Origin of the sequence: Sulfitobacter sp. DSM 110093, from assembly GCF_022788715.1 — a bacterium.
Taxonomy (GTDB): Bacteria; Pseudomonadota; Alphaproteobacteria; order Rhodobacterales; family Rhodobacteraceae; genus Sulfitobacter.
The window spans coordinates 163,786-179,608 of sequence record NZ_CP085170.1 but is presented as its reverse complement, the minus strand read 5'-3'; the positions used below and the strand labels follow the sequence as shown (position 1 = coordinate 179,608).

Below are 15,823 nucleotides of genomic sequence, written 5' to 3'. Positions count from 1 at the left end.
GGGGCTAGTCAAAACAGCTGTTGGCGTTAAGCCGGATCAATTCTTGTAAGGATCCAGAGAGGCGCGGAGCCCGTCCCCAAGGAAGTTGAACGCCAGTACCACCACGATGATCGGCAGCATCGGTATTGCGGTCCACCAATAGATCTCGATGCTGGCGAGGTTCTGGGCATCATTCAGCATCACCCCCCAACTGACGGCAGGCGCGCGGAGGCCCAACCCAAGGTAGCTGAGCGCTGTTTCTCCAAGGATCATGGCGGGTATCGAAAGCGTCGCACTGGCAATCAGGTGGGACATAAAGTTGGGCAGCAAATGGCGGCGGATGACACGGCCGGGCTTGGCGCCCATCATCTCGGCGGCCTTAACGTATTCCTCCTCGCGTAGAGACAGGAATTTGGCCCGCACGGATCGCGCCAATCCGGGCCAATCAAGGATGCCTAGAATGATCGAGATCACAAAAAAGACCGCCACCGGTCCCCAATTGGACGGCACTGCCGCCGAAAGCGCAAGCCAAAGCGGCAATTCAGGAAGGCTGCGCAGTATCTCGATCACGCGGTTAAGAAACCAGTCGATCTTGCCACCGAAATAGCCCGCCATCGCGCCGAAGGTGATACCAAGCGCGAAGGACACAGTGATGCCGATAAGTCCTACGGTCAGCGACAGTTGCGCACCGTATAAGATCCTGCTGAACACATCGCGGCCCAAACGGTCAGACCCCCAAAGGAACAGGCTTGCGCCCTCAGGCGCACAGAAAAGATGCGTGTCTGATGGGATCAATCCAAAAAGCTTGTAGCCTTCCCCCTCGCAGAAAAACCGCAACGGCAGGGGGGTGGTCTCATCGGTGGTGTAAGTCCAACGGTAATTCTCTAGATCGGCCTCGGCTGTGATCGGATAGACGTATGGGCCGATGAAAGCATCTTCATGCCAAAGGTTGATGCTTTGCGGCGGGGCATAGAGATAATCGGCACTGCGTTCGTTCGGCGTGTAAGGCGCGATAAAACCGGCGATCGGCAAGATCAGGTAAGAGATCAACAAGAAGATGCCGCAGATGAGCGCGAGCTTATGCCGTCGGAAACTGCGCCACATCAGTCGCCACGCGGGTGCATCCATATCCGATCGCTCGGGCACTGAAATATCAGGGGTGTCCACCCAAGGTGTGGTGTCGACAAATCGATTGGTAGGCTGTGTACTCATGCGCCGCGCCCGCCATAGCGAATGCGCGGGTCTAGCAGCACCAGCAGCATGTCGGAGATCATTGTGCCGATCAATGTCAGCAGAGCCACGAACATCAGGACGAAACCGGCCAGAAACTGATCTTGCGACTTTAGCGCGGTCAGCAGGTAAGGCCCGATTGTCTGCAAACCCAGTACCACGGACACCAGCACCGACCCCGAGACCATCGCGGGCAGCAGGTTGCCGATGTCCGCGACGAAAGGATTGAACGCCATGCGCAGGGGATATTTTACCAGCAACCGTGCAGGGGCCATGCCCTTGGCCTTGGCGGTTTCGACATAGGGTTTGCTTAATTCGTCCAGCATATTGGCGCGCAAGCGTTGCATCATGGCGGCTGCCCCTGACGTGCCGATGACAAAGGTCGGGACGATCATATGCACGAGGATTGATTTAACTTTGGGCCATGACATCGGGGCGCCCTCGAATGCCGGATCCATTAGGCCGCCGATTGGCAGGTCAAAGTATTTGTGCCCGTAGTAAAACAAAATGAGCGCCAGTAGGAAATTCGGCGTCGCAAGGCCCAAATACCCAACAAAGCCCGCCGTATAATCGGCCCATGTCTCAGACTTGGCGGCGGCAATCACACCCAAGGGCAAAGCCACCGCATAGACGAACAGCACAGCGGCCAGATTGACCAATACCGTCAACCACAGGGCATCCCCGACGATCTCGCCCACGGGGCGGTCAAATTCGAAGGACCAACCGAAATCGCCTTGTATTAGGCCAGAGAAACCCTGCGGACCCGGGGCAAATCCCACCCAGATTAGATATTGCTCCCAGAGAGGCCGGTCGAGCGCGTATTCGGCGCGCAGAAATTCCGCTTTTGCCACGCCTTCCGCTTGGCCGGTGGCACGCAATTCGGCGATCTGATTGGAAAGGTAATCGCCCGGCGGGAGGTTGATAATCACAAAGATCAGAACCGACACGACCAACAAGGTCAGCAACATCGTGAAAAAGCGATAAACTGCATAGCGGAGGAACATCATTGGACAACCTGCTGAAAAGGTTCCTCGAAATAGAACTCGTCAATCCGATGCACGCCGAAATGCGCACCCGGATCATAAGCCCAAAGTCCCTGTTCAGGGACATTGCGCAACCCTTTTGAGACGACCACAGGCTGCGGCGCTTCGGAAAGAATGCCGATGGCATAGACCTCTTGGGCATGAATCTTAAGCATTTTACGCCACAGGGTCGTTCTGGTTTCCGCATCTGTCGCGTGGTTCCAGCGGTCTGCCATCGCCAGCAATTCGTTCGGCGCAGGGCCTTGAGGTTCCTCGCCCAGTTCGCCCTTGGATTGGTAATATTGCCCCCACATCGGCCAAGCGAAAAATTCCTGATTGGTGGGGGCAAGGTACATCGGCGACGTCTGAGATGTGGGCAGCCCATTATCCCAACCGAACCACACAGACGCCATGCTGAGCCCCGCATAGACCCGGTTGCGCAGAATGTCGCGATCCAGTGGGCGCATCACCAGCTTGATCCCCATTTCCCGCCAAGTGTCGGTAAGGATGGCCAGCGCATTTTCGACTTCTTGTCGCTCTCCCGCGGTTTCGACCACGAACTCCATCGGGCGGCCATCGGGCAGCTTGCGAATGCCTGCTTGGGTTCTCTCTGTCAGGCCAATCTCATCCAGCAGGGCGTTTGCCTTGGCCGGAGAATAATTGGCATAGGCAGAGGCGTTTTGGGGATCATACAGCGGGCTTTGGGGCAATGCGGTCATACCCCCTTCTTGGGCTAACCCGAAATAGAGCGCGCGGTTGATCATATGCCGATCAACGCCGTGACTAAGCGCGCGGCGAAACCGAACATCGCGCATCACCTCCTGCCAGACCGGATCGGCAAAGTTGAGGTTAGGGTAAATCGCGATCTGGCTTGCGGCCCCGTTCTCCCACAACAATGTGCGATAGTTGCCGCCATCCGCTTCGCCCTTCTTGAGGATCGAGATGTCGGGGAAATCGATTCCACGCGCTTGCAAGTCCGCCTCTCCCGCGTTGACCTTTGCCGCGATAAGCCCGCCGGTCGCAATCGTCATCTCGACGATGTCAATGTAAGGCAGTTGCACGCCGCGCGCGTCAATGCGGTGATAGTAGGGGTTGCGGACAAACAGTTGCCGGGATGTGCCGGTGGTCGTGGCGTTTATCCAAGGTTGCAGTGTCGGTTGTTCTGGATTGTCGAATTTGCTCATGCTGTCGCGTTTGTTGTGCAACGCCGCCCAGCTTTTCACGCGCGCCTTAGTGATGGCTGCATGAAGCGCGCCGGGGCCGGTGAACTTTTGATGAAACTGCTTGAGGTAATGTGCGGGGCGGTAGATGAACGGCGGACTGGCCTGTGCCAGCAGAGGTAGGAAATTCGGGTTTGCCGTGGGCCATTCGAAAATGACAGTATGGGGATCGGGGAAATTTACCGTACCCAATACACCATCCACAAACATGAAATCCGGCGGGCCAGAGGGCGTGATATCAGGGTCTTGCGCGACGTTTTCCCACCAATAGCGAAAATCTTCTGAGGTGAACGCAGCACCGTCTGACCAGCGATGGCCCGGGCGCAGGTGCAGCGTGAACTTCCGGTTCTCAGTCACTTCAACATCGCGCAGGATATCAGGCGAGAGCGTATAATCAGAGGTGTATCCAACCAGCCGGGCATAGCCATAGGCTGACATCAGCCGCACATCTTTGGACCGGGTGCCAAAAGTGCGCAATGTGCCGCCTTGGGTGCCGTAACTGCGGCCCTTGGCCTCCAGATCCACGATAAGGGGGACATCAGGCAGGCGCTCGGCGATCGGTGGCAGATTGCCTTCGTTCACTTCTGCCGCCCAAAAGATCGTTTCCTGCAATGGGGGCGCAGCCCACACCGGCCCCGCCAGACAGAACAGCAGAGCGAACAGTCTAGACATGACAGCGAACCTTGTGACCGGCACCGACGTCTTGCAATGCTGGCGCGGTCCCGCCTTCGATGCGAAACATCTCTGGCCATGACGATGGCGCGCCGGCCCCCTTGGCGACCAGTTCAAGGTCAATCGGTCTTGAGATATCGGGTTCGGGCTGGGCTGCGATAAGCGCCTTGGTATAGGGATGGCGCGGGTCGTAAAACAGCGTCTCGGGGGGGGCCTGTTCCACAATTACGCCCGCTCGCATCACCACGACCTCATCAGCGATGCGGGCCACAACAGCCAGATCGTGGCTGATGAACAGATAGCTCAACGCGGCGTGTTCACGGATGTCTTCCAGCAGCGTCAGGATTTGTTCCTGCACGGATACATCCAATGCGGACGTGGGTTCGTCACAGATCAAAAGTTTGGGGTTCAGCGTCAAGGCGCGGGCGATGGAGAGGCGCTGTCGCTGCCCGCCCGAAAACGCATGCGGATAGCGCGTCATCATGTCGGGGTTAAGGCCGACGAGTTCGAGCATCTCGGCGGCCTTGTCGCGCCGATCAGCGCGCGACCCGATGCCGTGAATTTCCAGCGGTTCGGTCAATGCCGCGCCGATACGCATTCTTGGCGACAGCGAGGAATATGGATCTTGGAACACCATCTGCGCTTGGCGTTGAAAGGCGGTACGTTGCGATACGGACATATCGTGTACCGGCATGGGCAGGGCACCCGGTTCGGGGTAAAACAAAACCTCGCCCCCGGAATCGGGTGTCTCGGCCCCAAGGGCCATGCGCGCGCATGTCGTCTTGCCCGAACCACTTTCTCCGACCACGGCCAATGTCTTGCCCCGTACCACCTGCAGATTGACGTCTTTGCAGGCGGTCACTGTGGTCGGTTTGCGCCATCCTCCGGTGCGCAGGGCGAAGGTTTTGCCTACGTTGCGCAGGTCCATGATCAGATCATCATGGGCGACCGCGCGGGCAGGGGCGGCGACCTCGGGGATCATTGTGGCCGCGGCAAAAAGCTTGCGTGTATAGCCGTGTTCTGGGCTGCCCAGCACCTCTGCTGCGGTGCCGCTTTCCATGACGCGGCCCCCGTTCATGACGACGACTTGCTGCGCCATATTCGCCACCACACCAAGATCATGCGTGACAAGGACCACCGCCATTCCGGTTTCCGATTGCAGCGTTTTGATCAGCCCCAGCACCTGTGCCTGCGTCGTCACGTCCAGCGCCGTTGTGGGTTCGTCTGCAATCAACAAATCAGGTTTGGCCACCATCGCCATGGCAATCATAGCGCGTTGTCGCATGCCGCCGGACATCTCAAAGGGATAGCTGCGCCAGACCCGCTCCGGTTCGGCAAAGCCTACGCGCTCAAATTTCTCGAGCACAGTCCGCTTTGCCTCTGCGCGGCCCATGGAGCGGTGTAGGCGCAGCACTTCGGCCACTTGGTTGCCCAGTCGGTGCAGGGGTGAGAGAGAGCGCATCGGTTCTTGAAAGATCATTGAGATGCGGTTGCCCCTGATTTGGCGCATCGCAGGTTCGCCCAAGGACAGCATATCAACGGGCGCGTCATCACCCGCGAAAACGATCCGACCGCTACGGATTCTTGCGACGTCAGGCAGGATACGCAGAATGCTTCGGCAAGTCAGGGTTTTGCCAGAGCCACTTTCGCCGACCAATGCGAGCGTTTCACCGGGGGCGACGGAAAAGCTGACATCGCGCACCACCGGGTCGGCATTGCCAAACCCGATTGTCAGCCCGTCAACTTCCAACAGAGATGTCATCGGTGTCCCATTCCATTTCCGCAAAAGTGCGGTCCGCAAAAGGAGTGAAGCCGATTTGCGGGGGGGCGTCCAGCCTCGCAAGGCTGCTTGGGCCACAAATTCGCCATTGGCCGCGCCATCAGGCCCATTCGAGGAAAAGTGAGTGTACATTCAGGCACCCAAATGGTTCAATTAATAAGCAAATAACACCTGAAAGGGGTCCGCACGTGGCGACCTGGGCAGAATTAGACGAAGAGCTTGAAAAATGGGCCTCGCAGGGTGAAACGCCGACTTTCTGGTGGCGTGATGATGACACCGAAGCCTGTACGGATGACTTAGATAGGTTGATCGCGCTTTCGGAACGCTTTGATGCGCCTTTGCATCTGGCGGTCATACCCGTTGCAATTGCCGACGACCTTGCCGACCGCCTGTCAATGTCGCCGCATGTATATAGCTTGCAGCATGGTTTTGCACATAAGAACCACGAGCCCAAAGGCACTCGCGCGTCCGAAGTCGGCGTGATGCGCGATTTGACCCTGATCGAAACGGACCTGCGCGAAGGCTGGCGGCGCATGCAAGTGGCGAGGCTGCCGAATATACTGCCGGTGTTCGTGCCGCCGTGGAACCGCATTGGTGAACAGGTTTTGCCATACCTGCCCCAGTGGGGGTACACAGCACTTTCCAACTTTGACGCCCGGCCCCATCCCGAACCCGTGCCGGGCTTGCAGCGGTTTAATGGTCACATTGATCCGATCCGCTGGAAGGAAGGGGCGAAATTCGCGGGGGAGGAGAAGACGTTGGAGCAATGTGTGCGTCACCTGCGAAAACGTCGGCTGGAAGACGCATACCGGGATGAGCCGACCGGCTTTGTCAGCCACCACCTGCAAACCGATGAAGACACTTGGAGCTTTACCGAAGCGTTGATGTCGCGTCTGACACAGGGTGCAAAGACCCAGTGGATATCATTGGATTGCCTAATAAAATGAGCACGAAATGCTAGATATTGCCTATGCTTCCCCCGCCGAGCGGGAAGAAGTCGCCCAATTTATGAACGCCGTATTCGTGCGCGCAAAATGGGGCATTGATAGCTGGCGCAAGCTGCTGGCCGGAAGATGGTGCGGGCCCGAGGGGCGCTATGCCATAACGGTGCGGGATGATGGCAAGTTGATCGGCGTTTTGGGGTTGGTCTATGCCGAACGTCAAACGTCTAACGGCCCAAGAACCACCGCCGACATGACCTCTTGGTATGTGCTTAAGGAATATCGCGGGCAAGGTGTGGGCAAAAAGATGATCGCGCTGGCGACCTTGGACCCGGACGTGACGGTGACAAACTTTTCCAGTGCCAAGGCGGCGGTCAATGTTTTGGAAAAGGCAGGGCTGGCAGAGTTGGATCGGGAGCGTCTGGTCTGGCACCCTTCGAAAAGTGCAGGATTTGAAGTGCACGCAGATCCATTGGCACTGGGGGATCGTTTGCCCGCAAAGGACCGACGGATCATTGGGGATCATCAGGGGCTGCGGCTTAGGCATTTGTCGGTAGAGACGCCCGAGGGGCTATGCACGATGGTCATCTACCCACAGAAAAAGCACGACGATTACGTGACGCATGAAATCATGTATCTCTCGGATCAGCCTCTCTTTGCTGAATACGCAAAACGCATCGCGGCATCGGTCCTGCCTTCCGAGGCGGCGATCCTATCGCTGGACCGCCGCTTTGCACGCAGCGGGATCGCATGTGACGATGTGAGGGAGTTTGCAACGCCCAGATATTGCCAGCACGGGCTTTTGGACCCTTCCGAGATCGATATGCTGTATTCTGAGTGTGTTTTGCTGAACATCAAAATACATTGATGCGCCACCGCCGTGGCGGCTGTTCAGATCAAACTTTGTAGAAGTCGCGGTACCAGTCTACGAATTTTTGCAACCCGTCGGTGACGGGGGTGGAATGTTGCTGGCCGATGAGGTTTTGCAGCAAGGACGTGTCGGCCCAAGTGGCGGGCACATCGCCGGGCTGGATCGGGTGATAGGTCTTGATCGCTTCCAGCCCGCAGGCGGCTTCAATCGCTGCGATGAAGTCCATCAACGTCACGGGTGACGCATTGCCAATGTTCACGACGCGAAACGGGGCGACAGGCGAAACGCTGTCGCTGGCCACCGGATTGGCGGGGTCGGGGGTGACGTTGATCAAGGCCACAATGGCGCGGACAAGATCGTCGACATAGGTGAAATCGCGCTGCATCTTGCCATGGTTGTAAACGTCTATCGGCTCTCCGTTCAGAATGGCCTTTGTAAACTTGAAATACGCCATGTCAGGGCGCCCCCATGGCCCGTACACGGTAAAGAAACGGAACATGGTCGTCGGCAGATCGTAAAGATGGGCATAGGAATGCGCCATGCTTTCAGTCGCTTTCTTGGTCGCCGCGTAAAAGGACATCTGCGTGTCGACCTTATCCGCTTCCTTGTATGGCATCTGGCTGTTTGCCCCAAAAATGGAAGAGCTTGAGGCCAGCAACATATGGGCGGGCGGGAATGCGCGCGCAGCTTCGAGCAGTTCAAAGGTGCCGATAATATTGGCATCCACATAGGCGCGGGGCACGTCGATGGAGTGCCGCACACCTGCCTGCGCAGCCAGATGGATCACCACCTCGGGGCGGTGTTCTTTGAAAAGAGACATCAGCGCTTGAGGCGTTTCCAATTTTTCGTTCACGACAGTGAACTCAGCATACGCGCTAAGCTGCGATTGACGCTGCAGTTTTAGATTGGTGTCATAGTAGTCTGACAGGCTGTCGATGCCGATGACACGCCACCCGGATCTAAGAAGCGTCAGAGAAACAAAATACCCAATGAACCCGGACGACCCTGTGACAATTGCGGTCCTCATTCAAAGCCCCTTTTTGCGGAGAATTTGGGAGCTTTGGATATGTGATAGATGAAGGGCATGACCTGTGAGGACTTCCATGTCACGGGGGGTTGGCAGGGTGAGCAGGATACGGTGTGCACCCGATAGAGTGGTACTTATAGAGCGGCAGAAAGGCAACTGGGTGCGAACCTGTAAAAGCTTAGCCTTGATGTCCCGCCATACGGAGTAGGTCAGGTCTGCCCTCCCCGTTGCACTTTTGAAGGGAAACAGCCAACCTCAACTCACGCGAACGCAAATGGGAGGAATTTTGATGAGACAGATTATCACTGGCGCGGTATGCCTGACGATGTCGGCTGCCCCCGCGCTTCATGCCCAAGAAGCAGCGATTTTTTCTGGGAATGACCGTGTTCACCCCGTCTATGCCGAGAACGGGATGGTGTCGGCCCAAGAAGCCGTAGCGGCCCAGATCGGGCTCGATATTCTCAAAGCTGGCGGCAATGCTGTGGACGCGGGAGTCGCCGTGGCATTTGCGCTGGCTGTAACCTTGCCGCGCGCGGGCAATATCGGCGGTGGCGGTTTCATGATTGTCCATGACGCTGAGAGCGGCGAGACCAAGGCGATCGACTACCGCGAAATGGCGCCTGCTTCTGCTGAGAGGGATATGTACCTCGACGCCGAGGGCAATGCCGACAGCGAGCTTTCGCGGTTCACCGGGCTGGCCGTCGGCGTGCCGGGAACGGTGGCGGGCATGCAGATGGCGCTGGAGAATTACGGCAGCATGTCGCTTGCCGAAGTATTAGAGCCAGCCATTGCTCTTGCTCGCGAAGGTATCGCGGTCACGCCCGGCCTTGCTGACAGCCTGAAAGGTCTTGAGGATCGGCTAAAGAAATGGCCGACCTCTGAAAGCATCTTTTTTAAAGAGGGCGGCGGTTTTTATGAGCCGGGCGAAACTCTCGTTCAGGCGGACTTAGCCAATACATTGCAAAAGATTGCTGACGCAGGAACAGACGGCTTTTACAAAGGAGAAACGGCAACAAAAATTGCGGATGCGGTACAAGCTGCCGGGGGCCGGATCACGGTCGAAGATATGGCCAATTACAAGCCGGTTCTGCGTGATCCGGTGCGCGGTACCTACCGCGGTTATGAGATCGTCTCTATGCCGCCGCCCAGTTCGGGTGGTGCGCATATCATTCAAATCCTCAACGTTCTTGAAGATTACCCGATTTCTTTCCTTGGCCATAACACGGCCGACACGATCCACCTTATGGCCGAAGCGATGAAGCGAGCCTATGCGGATCGTTCGGAATACCTTGGCGATAGTGATTTTGTAGATGTGCCTTTGAGTGAGGTTACTTCAAAGGCCTATGCCGAGGATATTCGGGGGGAAATCAGCCTGAACGCGGCAACACCATCCAGCAGCATCAAGCCGGGGGAACTTGCGCCGTATGAGTCCGATCAGACGACGCATTTTTCGATCGTGGATAAAGATGGAAACGCCGTTTCCAACACCTATACGATCAACTTTTCCTATGGGTCCGGTATGGTTGCCGATGGCACTGGCATTCTTATGAACAATGAAATGGATGATTTCGCCGCCAAACCCGGTGTGCCCAATGCCTATGGGTTGATTGGCGGCGATGCCAACGCTGTCGAGGGCGGAAAGCGACCGCTTTCTTCGATGTCACCTACAATTGTGATGAAGGACGGAGAGGTCTTCATGGTGACGGGTTCGCCCGGCGGATCGCGCATCATCACCACCACCTTGCAGGTCATTATGAATGTCATTGATCACGGGATGAACATCGCCGAAGCCTCTTTCGCACCGCGTATCCACCACCAGTGGTTGCCTGATGAGATCCGCGTCGAAGAGGGGGTCAACCTCGACACGGTGGGGTTACTTGAGCAGCGCGGTCATAAGGTCAGCGAAAAGTCGGTCATGGGCTCGACCCAGTCGATCCTCGTAGACAAAGAAAGCGGCTATCTGTTCGGCGCGTCCGACCCTCGGCGCGTAGATGCGGCGACCTTGGGACACTGACTTTAAAGAAGTAACTCCGGTGTTGTTGCCGGGGTTACTTGCCTCATCTCGCTTAAGGCAGCCCAACATATTACCGATCGACCCTAAGCATGGGTAGGCCCACGCCGGTCCCGTCAAATCCACCGTCAGAGGCGTTTAACTGTCCCGTAACATAGCTTGCGCACTCGCTGCAAAGGAAGCAGATACCGTCGGCGAAACCGGGTGATTTCTCGCACTTTGAATGGTCAGAAACCCGAAAAAACCATGTCGAGAGCGGCGCGAATTTCATAATCGAATTCGGAAAGATCAGCGACAGGTGCCCCTTTGAGCAGCGCAGACGGGATCGCGGCCATTTCAGCCGTGTGGAGCGCGTACGCCATGCCTTGAATGTTAAAGATCGGCTCCAGCCGGCCAATGGGCTTTGGCCCGGATGCTAGTGAGACCAGTGGAGCAACCACGCGGGAGCCAGTCTCGATCAGGTCGGTCTGGAGGTCGAGGACGAACCGATCACCCGCGATACGATAAACTTGAAATTGCGCCATTAGTCGGTCTTCAGAACCTGAAGATCAGTCAGAGGGGTTCCATTAGCTTCGATCCAGGCGCGACGCTCTGCGATGGCTGCGGCGTTCTGCTCAGTCCAAGCTTTCGTTTTTGCCATCCTCACAGCCTCTGCGACCGCAGCGTCACTAATTGCCGAAACATTGAGCCCCAGTTCCCGTGCGGCAGCTAGGTTTGCCTTAGTCAGCGTAACGTTCGTGCGCTTTTTTTCTACTGTGGCCTGATACATTGTACCCTCCATTTGAATATGGAGTATACACATGAAGAGTGTGGTTCGCAATAAACCCGCTTTACGTAATCGGGAACGGTATGGGTGGCGTGAAGTAGAGGTGTTCCAAAGTGTACTGACGCGAACAAGGCTTTGTAGCCCAAAGATTTAATATCGGTTGGCTGAGAAATGTTGCGGGGGCCAGCGGAAAAGGTGATGTCCCCCAGAAATCAGAAGGGTGCTACCGCCATCAGAATAGGCAGCTCGCCGCTCCGACCTTCCCATTTCCCGGCAGAGGAACCGGTGCGTTGGGGGGCCTAGTTGAACACGGCATCCTACGGCCAAGCGGCGTAAGAAGGGCGGCTAATCTCTAGCTTCAGTTCTCGACGTTTGTGGTTTGGGGACTGCCCGGTGATGCGCTTATAAAAACGACTGAAATAGGCGGGATCGGTGAAGCCGAGCTCTTCGGCGATCTCAGAAATCTGAAGGGTCGAGGCATCCAGCAAGGCCTCCGCTTCCAAAATAATCCGGGCGTGGATGAGTGCCATAGGCGGGCGGCCCGTCGTGCGCCGCATCGTTGCATTCAAACGGTCCGGCGTTACGCCAATCTCTGCAGCGTATTGCGCGACGCTCCAGTGATCGCGCAGGTGCAATTCAACTGACTGTAAAAACTGTAGTGCGATTGTGCGGGGTAGGGGCTGGGCCTCGCGTTGGGCGGGGCCGGACAACCGCCAAATGCGAATAAACATCAATGCTAGAAGGTGTTTTACACTCTCCTGCGCGCCGCTTTCGCCGCTTTCTATTTCTTCGGAGATGGTTTCCATCGACTGAGCAACACGTTGTGCCAGTTTTGGATCAATGCGCGGTTTTACGAGGGGTTCGCTTAGAATGCTGCGTATCTGCGAGGCCACAGGGCCGACAGATACAGCTTGTGCAATCCCCACTTCGGTCACCGACAAAGACATGCCGCGGCTGCCTGCGTTCAATACCAATCTTTCGGCAGTTCTTGAAGGCAGCCAGATTAGGCAGGGCGCATTGAAAGCCAGATCACCATGCTCAAGCACCACGCGCCCCTCGCCAGCAAGTAGCACAACGCAGCGGTGTGTTCGCTCGTGAATAGACCACTCTATGGCCCCCAACTGGCTTTTGATTTGCGTCACCTCGGCGTCCGGGGGGGCCACAAGATCGCTGAACTGACTCGCAAGTCGCATGGGTCGCCTTTTCATTCACTCCGTGAATAGTACAATTCTTGTCTGTATATGTCCATTCCTATGGAGAAGGATGCTTTGTAAGCTTTTTCTCGCGCTGACCGGCACAGGGGAGGAGACCCATGCAGGCTGCGTGAAACGCCGTGGCGCGGGAAACCTGTTCGCGCAGGCTATGGGAGGATATAAAATGATTAACAGACGCCATATTCTTGTTGGCGGCGCAGCCGCCGTTGCGATGCCAGCTTACTTGCGCAAAGCTTGGGCGCAATCGCCCGAAGTCGAACTGAAACTCCACCATTTTTTGGGGCCGAAAGCCCCCGCACACAGCCAGATGCTGGAACCGTGGGCACAGCGGATCATGGAACAATCGGACGGCCGGATCAAAATTGAGCTTTATCCCGCCATGTCCCTTGGGGGCGCACCGCCGCAGTTGTTCCGTCAGGTGGCCGAAGGCGTAGTGGATATTGTCTGGACGGTAAACGGCTACACGCCCGGCCTGTTCCCGCGATCCGAAGTGTTCGAACTGCCCACCGTTTTCACCAACGATATTACGGCGACGAACCTTGCGATGCGGGACGTCTTTGAAGAGCATCTGGCCGAAGATTTTGCCGATGTTGAGGTGCTGTTCATGCATGTTCATGCGGGGCAGGGGCTTCAGATGGCGAACAAACTCGTCCGTTCCCCAGCGGATGCGAATGGCCTGAAACTGCGGGTGCCGGGACCGACGGGCAACGCTGTTGTCGAAGCTTTGGGCGCAACGCCTGTGACGATGCCCGTGCCCGATCTACCGCAAGCGCTTAGCACAAGCGGCGTAGACGGTGCTCTGATCCCTTGGGAGATCATTCCGCCGTTGCAACTGTTTGAATCCACGCAATATCAGATCGAAGGGCCAGACCAGAACCGCTTTGGGACAACCACGTTCCAAGTGTCGATGAACAAGGCCCGTTGGGAAGGCTTGCCAGACGATCTCAAACAGGTCTTTACGGATAACAGCGGTGAAGATTGGCTGCGTGAGGTGGCGGATATCTGGCGCAATGCGGATGATTTCGGAATCAATATGGCCAAAGAAAACGGCAATGAACATGTTGTGTTGACCGAAGACGAAATGGCGGCCTTCAACGATGCGCTTTCCCCCGTCGTGGACCGCTGGGTTGGAGAACAATCCGGCTTTGATGGGGCGCAGATCGTAGAGGCGGCACGCAACGCTATCGCGGCCCGTAAACCGTGAGCGATACGCCAAATTTAGCGGCAAGTGGTGAACCCCCTGCCGCCGAAACGAAAACCCTCATCGGCGCATGGATTGTAAAATTCGTGCGCTGGTGGGCGTTGCTGGGCGGCATCGTGACTTTGGGTCTTGCATTGATGACTGCGGGCAGCGCCCTGTCAAATATCTTTGTCGGACGCCCTTTGCCTGCGGACTACGAGTTGGTCAAACACATCGTCGCCATCGCCATCTTTATGTTCCTACCCTACTGCCAGATCACCGGGTCAAACATCGCGGTCGATATTTTTACCGAAGGTTTGGCAGAGCGGCGCAAAGCGCTGCTGGACGTTCTGGCTTCGGTATTCGCCTTGGGGTTTGCGATTTTGATGTTCGTTCAGATGTCGGGCGGCATGCAAAGCTATCTTAAATATCGTGAGATTACGCCGGTGCTGAAACTGCCGTTATGGACAGCCTTTCCACCTATTTTGTTCTCGCTTGTCCTGTTGGGCCTTGCCGCCTGTGTGACCCTTGCGGCGCAGGTCCGCGCTTATCATGCCCTCTCAACCAAACGTGGCCCCCTATGACAGAAGAATTCCTGATCGGCATCGGCGGGCTATTTGGCCTGCTGGCCTTGATCGTTATCCGCGTGCCCATTGCCTATGCGATGATCTTGGTCGCGTTGGTTGGCATCATTTTGCAATCCGGCCCGACGATTATCCTGAATCAGCTCAAAGACCTCGCTTATGGGCAGTTCTCAAATTACGATCTGTCGGTCTTACCGATGTTCATTTTGATGGGCGGGCTGGCCGCGCGATGTGGATTGTCGAGCGATATCTTCCGGGGCGCGAATGCATGGCTAGGCCGGTTTCGGGGCGGGGTTGCGATGGCAGCCATCGCGGCTTGTGCGGGATTCGGCGCAGTTTGCGGCTCTTCCACGGCGACCGCCTCTACGATGGGTAAGGTCGCGATCCCTGAGTTGCGCAAATACAAATACTCCGGCGCGTTGGCGACCGGGTGCATCGCCGCCGGCGGCACCCTGGGGATCTTGATCCCGCCGTCTATCGTGCTGATTGTCTATGCAATCATTGTTGAGGTGAACATTATCAAAATGTTCGCCGCCGCCCTGATCCCCGGCCTGTTGGCAACCTTGATGTTCATCGGAACGATCGGGCTTTACGTGCGCTTTGCACCCGGTTCTGGCCCAAAGGCCATTCCCGTCACCGCACGCGAACTTGGCCAAGCAACGCTGGCGATGTGCCCTGTGCTTATCATTTTTGGTGTGGTCATCGGGGGCATTTACGCGGGCATTTACAGCCCCACGGCGGCGGCGTCGATCGGCGTGGTCATGGTGTTGATCTATGGCGGGGTACGGCGGCGGTTGACGTTCGCCGATACCCTCGACGCCTTACTTGAAACCGCACGGACGAGTGCGATGATCTTTCTTATCGTCTTTGGGGCGGAACTGCTAAAAATCTTCATGTCCCGCGCCGGGGTGCCGCAGGCCGCCGCTGAAATGTTGCAAAACAGCGGGCTTGCGCCCATGACGATACTAATTCTGATCATCGTTACATTCCTGATCCTCGGTTGCCTGATGGACAGCCTGTCTATGGTGATCCTCGCGATTCCGTTTTTCTGGCCGGTTGTGGCGGGCCTCGACTTTGGGTTGTCGCCGGATGAAACCAAATTGTGGTTCGGGATCATCATTTTGGTGGTGGTTGAACTGGGTCTGATCACGCCCCCGGTCGGACTGAACGTATTTGTTATTAACGCGGTCGCGCCTGATGTTCCCATGCGCGAAACCTTTAAAGGCGTCATGCCCTTTTTCGCGACCGAGATCGTGCGCGTGACCTTGTTGATTTTGCTTCCGGGTATCGCCCTCTTTCTTCCCCGGCTGCTGTCATGAAGGAAAA

14 protein-coding genes and 1 pseudogene are annotated in these 15,823 nt (G+C 56.7%); 6 read left to right on the top strand and 9 right to left on the bottom strand.

Features of this window, described 5'->3' with window-relative positions; translation table 11 throughout:
* Positions 1 to 36 precede the first annotated feature (36 nt).
* Genes DSM110093_RS20305 through DSM110093_RS20290 form a run of 4 tightly spaced genes read right to left on the bottom strand, consistent with a single transcriptional unit; the run spans position 37 to position 5,885 of the window.
* On the bottom strand, positions 37 to 1,191 hold the full coding sequence (locus DSM110093_RS20305; RefSeq protein ID WP_243268187.1) for an ABC transporter permease: 1,155 nt from the start codon (positions 1,189 to 1,191) through the stop codon (positions 37 to 39).
* Positions 1,188 to 2,216, bottom strand: coding sequence for an ABC transporter permease (locus DSM110093_RS20300; RefSeq protein WP_243268185.1), 1,029 nt, complete (start codon positions 2,214 to 2,216; stop codon positions 1,188 to 1,190). The genes DSM110093_RS20305 and DSM110093_RS20300 overlap by 4 nt, the downstream gene beginning before the upstream one ends.
* Positions 2,213 to 4,123 (bottom strand): ABC transporter substrate-binding protein, encoded by a 1,911-nt coding sequence (locus tag DSM110093_RS20295; protein ID WP_243268184.1) that lies wholly within the window; start codon positions 4,121 to 4,123, stop codon positions 2,213 to 2,215. The genes DSM110093_RS20300 and DSM110093_RS20295 overlap by 4 nt, the downstream gene beginning before the upstream one ends.
* The gene (locus tag DSM110093_RS20290) at positions 4,116 to 5,885 is read right to left on the bottom strand and encodes an ABC transporter ATP-binding protein (protein WP_243268182.1); all 1,770 of its coding nucleotides are present in this window, start codon (positions 5,883 to 5,885) and stop codon (positions 4,116 to 4,118) included. The genes DSM110093_RS20295 and DSM110093_RS20290 overlap by 8 nt, the downstream gene beginning before the upstream one ends.
* Positions 5,886 to 6,091: 206 nt before the next feature.
* On the opposite strand from DSM110093_RS20290, the gene DSM110093_RS20285 reads away from it, so the two are divergent.
* Complete coding sequence (locus tag DSM110093_RS20285; RefSeq protein ID WP_243268180.1) at positions 6,092 to 6,850, top strand: polysaccharide deacetylase family protein; 759 nt, start codon at positions 6,092 to 6,094, stop codon at positions 6,848 to 6,850.
* A gap of 7 nt (positions 6,851 to 6,857) precedes the next feature.
* The gene (locus DSM110093_RS20280; protein ID WP_243268179.1) at positions 6,858 to 7,712 is read left to right on the top strand and encodes a GNAT family N-acetyltransferase; all 855 of its coding nucleotides are present in this window, start codon (positions 6,858 to 6,860) and stop codon (positions 7,710 to 7,712) included.
* Positions 7,713 to 7,740: 28 nt separating this feature from the next.
* Here the strand turns inward: DSM110093_RS20280 and DSM110093_RS20275 are convergent, their stop codons facing one another.
* The gene (locus DSM110093_RS20275; RefSeq protein WP_243268177.1) at positions 7,741 to 8,742 is read right to left on the bottom strand and encodes an SDR family NAD(P)-dependent oxidoreductase; all 1,002 of its coding nucleotides are present in this window, start codon (positions 8,740 to 8,742) and stop codon (positions 7,741 to 7,743) included.
* Positions 8,743 to 9,031: 289 nt separating this feature from the next.
* Here DSM110093_RS20275 and ggt point away from each other — a divergent pair, with 289 nt between their 5' ends.
* The gene (gene ggt, locus DSM110093_RS20270; protein WP_243268175.1) at positions 9,032 to 10,756 is read left to right on the top strand and encodes a gamma-glutamyltransferase; all 1,725 of its coding nucleotides are present in this window, start codon (positions 9,032 to 9,034) and stop codon (positions 10,754 to 10,756) included.
* A gap of 70 nt (positions 10,757 to 10,826) precedes the next feature.
* Here ggt and DSM110093_RS20265 read toward each other — a convergent pair.
* The 4 genes and pseudogenes from DSM110093_RS20265 to DSM110093_RS20250 all read right to left on the bottom strand — a co-directional run.
* A pseudogene (locus DSM110093_RS20265) lies at positions 10,827 to 10,949 on the bottom strand (3-oxoacyl-ACP reductase); the annotation flags it as partial.
* 31 nt (positions 10,950 to 10,980) lie between these two features.
* Entirely contained in the window at positions 10,981 to 11,277 is a 297-nt protein-coding gene (locus tag DSM110093_RS20260; protein ID WP_243268174.1) for a CcdB family protein, read from the bottom strand.
* Complete coding sequence (locus DSM110093_RS20255) at positions 11,277 to 11,522, bottom strand: type II toxin-antitoxin system CcdA family antitoxin (protein ID WP_243268172.1); 246 nt, start codon at positions 11,520 to 11,522, stop codon at positions 11,277 to 11,279. Before DSM110093_RS20255 ends, DSM110093_RS20260 begins: the two co-directional genes overlap by 1 nt.
* A 314-nt stretch (positions 11,523 to 11,836) precedes the next feature.
* A complete protein-coding gene (locus DSM110093_RS20250) occupies positions 11,837 to 12,712 on the bottom strand; it encodes a helix-turn-helix domain-containing protein (RefSeq protein ID WP_243268170.1) in 876 nt (291 codons plus the stop codon).
* Between the two features lie 184 nt (positions 12,713 to 12,896).
* Between DSM110093_RS20250 and DSM110093_RS20245 the strand changes: the two genes are divergently transcribed.
* The 3 genes from DSM110093_RS20245 to DSM110093_RS20235 are packed head-to-tail and all read left to right on the top strand — an operon-like array spanning position 12,897 to position 15,816.
* Positions 12,897 to 13,937, top strand: a complete 1,041-nt coding sequence (locus tag DSM110093_RS20245) for a TRAP transporter substrate-binding protein (protein WP_243268168.1) — start codon at positions 12,897 to 12,899, stop codon at positions 13,935 to 13,937.
* Positions 13,934 to 14,497: a TRAP transporter small permease gene (locus tag DSM110093_RS20240; RefSeq protein ID WP_243268167.1), complete on the top strand. Its 564-nt coding sequence runs from the start codon at positions 13,934 to 13,936 to the stop codon at positions 14,495 to 14,497. Before DSM110093_RS20245 ends, DSM110093_RS20240 begins: the two co-directional genes overlap by 4 nt.
* Positions 14,494 to 15,816 (top strand): TRAP transporter large permease, encoded by a 1,323-nt coding sequence (locus DSM110093_RS20235; protein WP_243268165.1) that lies wholly within the window; start codon positions 14,494 to 14,496, stop codon positions 15,814 to 15,816. The genes DSM110093_RS20240 and DSM110093_RS20235 overlap by 4 nt, the downstream gene beginning before the upstream one ends.
* Positions 15,817 to 15,823: the final 7 nt, after the last annotated feature.

What these genes read in the sequence shown, in the direction of transcription:
- DSM110093_RS20305 (WP_243268187.1), bottom strand. Translation starts at nt 1,191, where the DNA reads ATGAGTACACAGCCTACCAATCGATTTGTCGACACCACACCTTGGGTG.
- DSM110093_RS20300 (WP_243268185.1), bottom strand. Translation starts at nt 2,216, where the DNA reads ATGATGTTCCTCCGCTATGCAGTTTATCGCTTTTTCACGATGTTGCTG.
- DSM110093_RS20295 (WP_243268184.1), bottom strand. Translation starts at nt 4,123, where the DNA reads ATGTCTAGACTGTTCGCTCTGCTGTTCTGTCTGGCGGGGCCGGTGTGG.
- DSM110093_RS20290 (WP_243268182.1), bottom strand. Translation starts at nt 5,885, where the DNA reads ATGACATCTCTGTTGGAAGTTGACGGGCTGACAATCGGGTTTGGCAAT.
- DSM110093_RS20280 (WP_243268179.1), top strand. Translation starts at nt 6,858, where the DNA reads ATGCTAGATATTGCCTATGCTTCCCCCGCCGAGCGGGAAGAAGTCGCC.
- DSM110093_RS20275 (WP_243268177.1), bottom strand. Translation starts at nt 8,742, where the DNA reads ATGAGGACCGCAATTGTCACAGGGTCGTCCGGGTTCATTGGGTATTTT.
- ggt (WP_243268175.1), top strand. Translation starts at nt 9,032, where the DNA reads ATGAGACAGATTATCACTGGCGCGGTATGCCTGACGATGTCGGCTGCC.
- DSM110093_RS20260 (WP_243268174.1), bottom strand. Translation starts at nt 11,277, where the DNA reads ATGGCGCAATTTCAAGTTTATCGTATCGCGGGTGATCGGTTCGTCCTC.
- DSM110093_RS20255 (WP_243268172.1), bottom strand. Translation starts at nt 11,522, where the DNA reads ATGTATCAGGCCACAGTAGAAAAAAAGCGCACGAACGTTACGCTGACT.
- DSM110093_RS20250 (WP_243268170.1), bottom strand. Translation starts at nt 12,712, where the DNA reads ATGCGACTTGCGAGTCAGTTCAGCGATCTTGTGGCCCCCCCGGACGCC.
- DSM110093_RS20245 (WP_243268168.1), top strand. Translation starts at nt 12,897, where the DNA reads ATGATTAACAGACGCCATATTCTTGTTGGCGGCGCAGCCGCCGTTGCG.
- DSM110093_RS20235 (WP_243268165.1), top strand. Translation starts at nt 14,494, where the DNA reads ATGACAGAAGAATTCCTGATCGGCATCGGCGGGCTATTTGGCCTGCTG.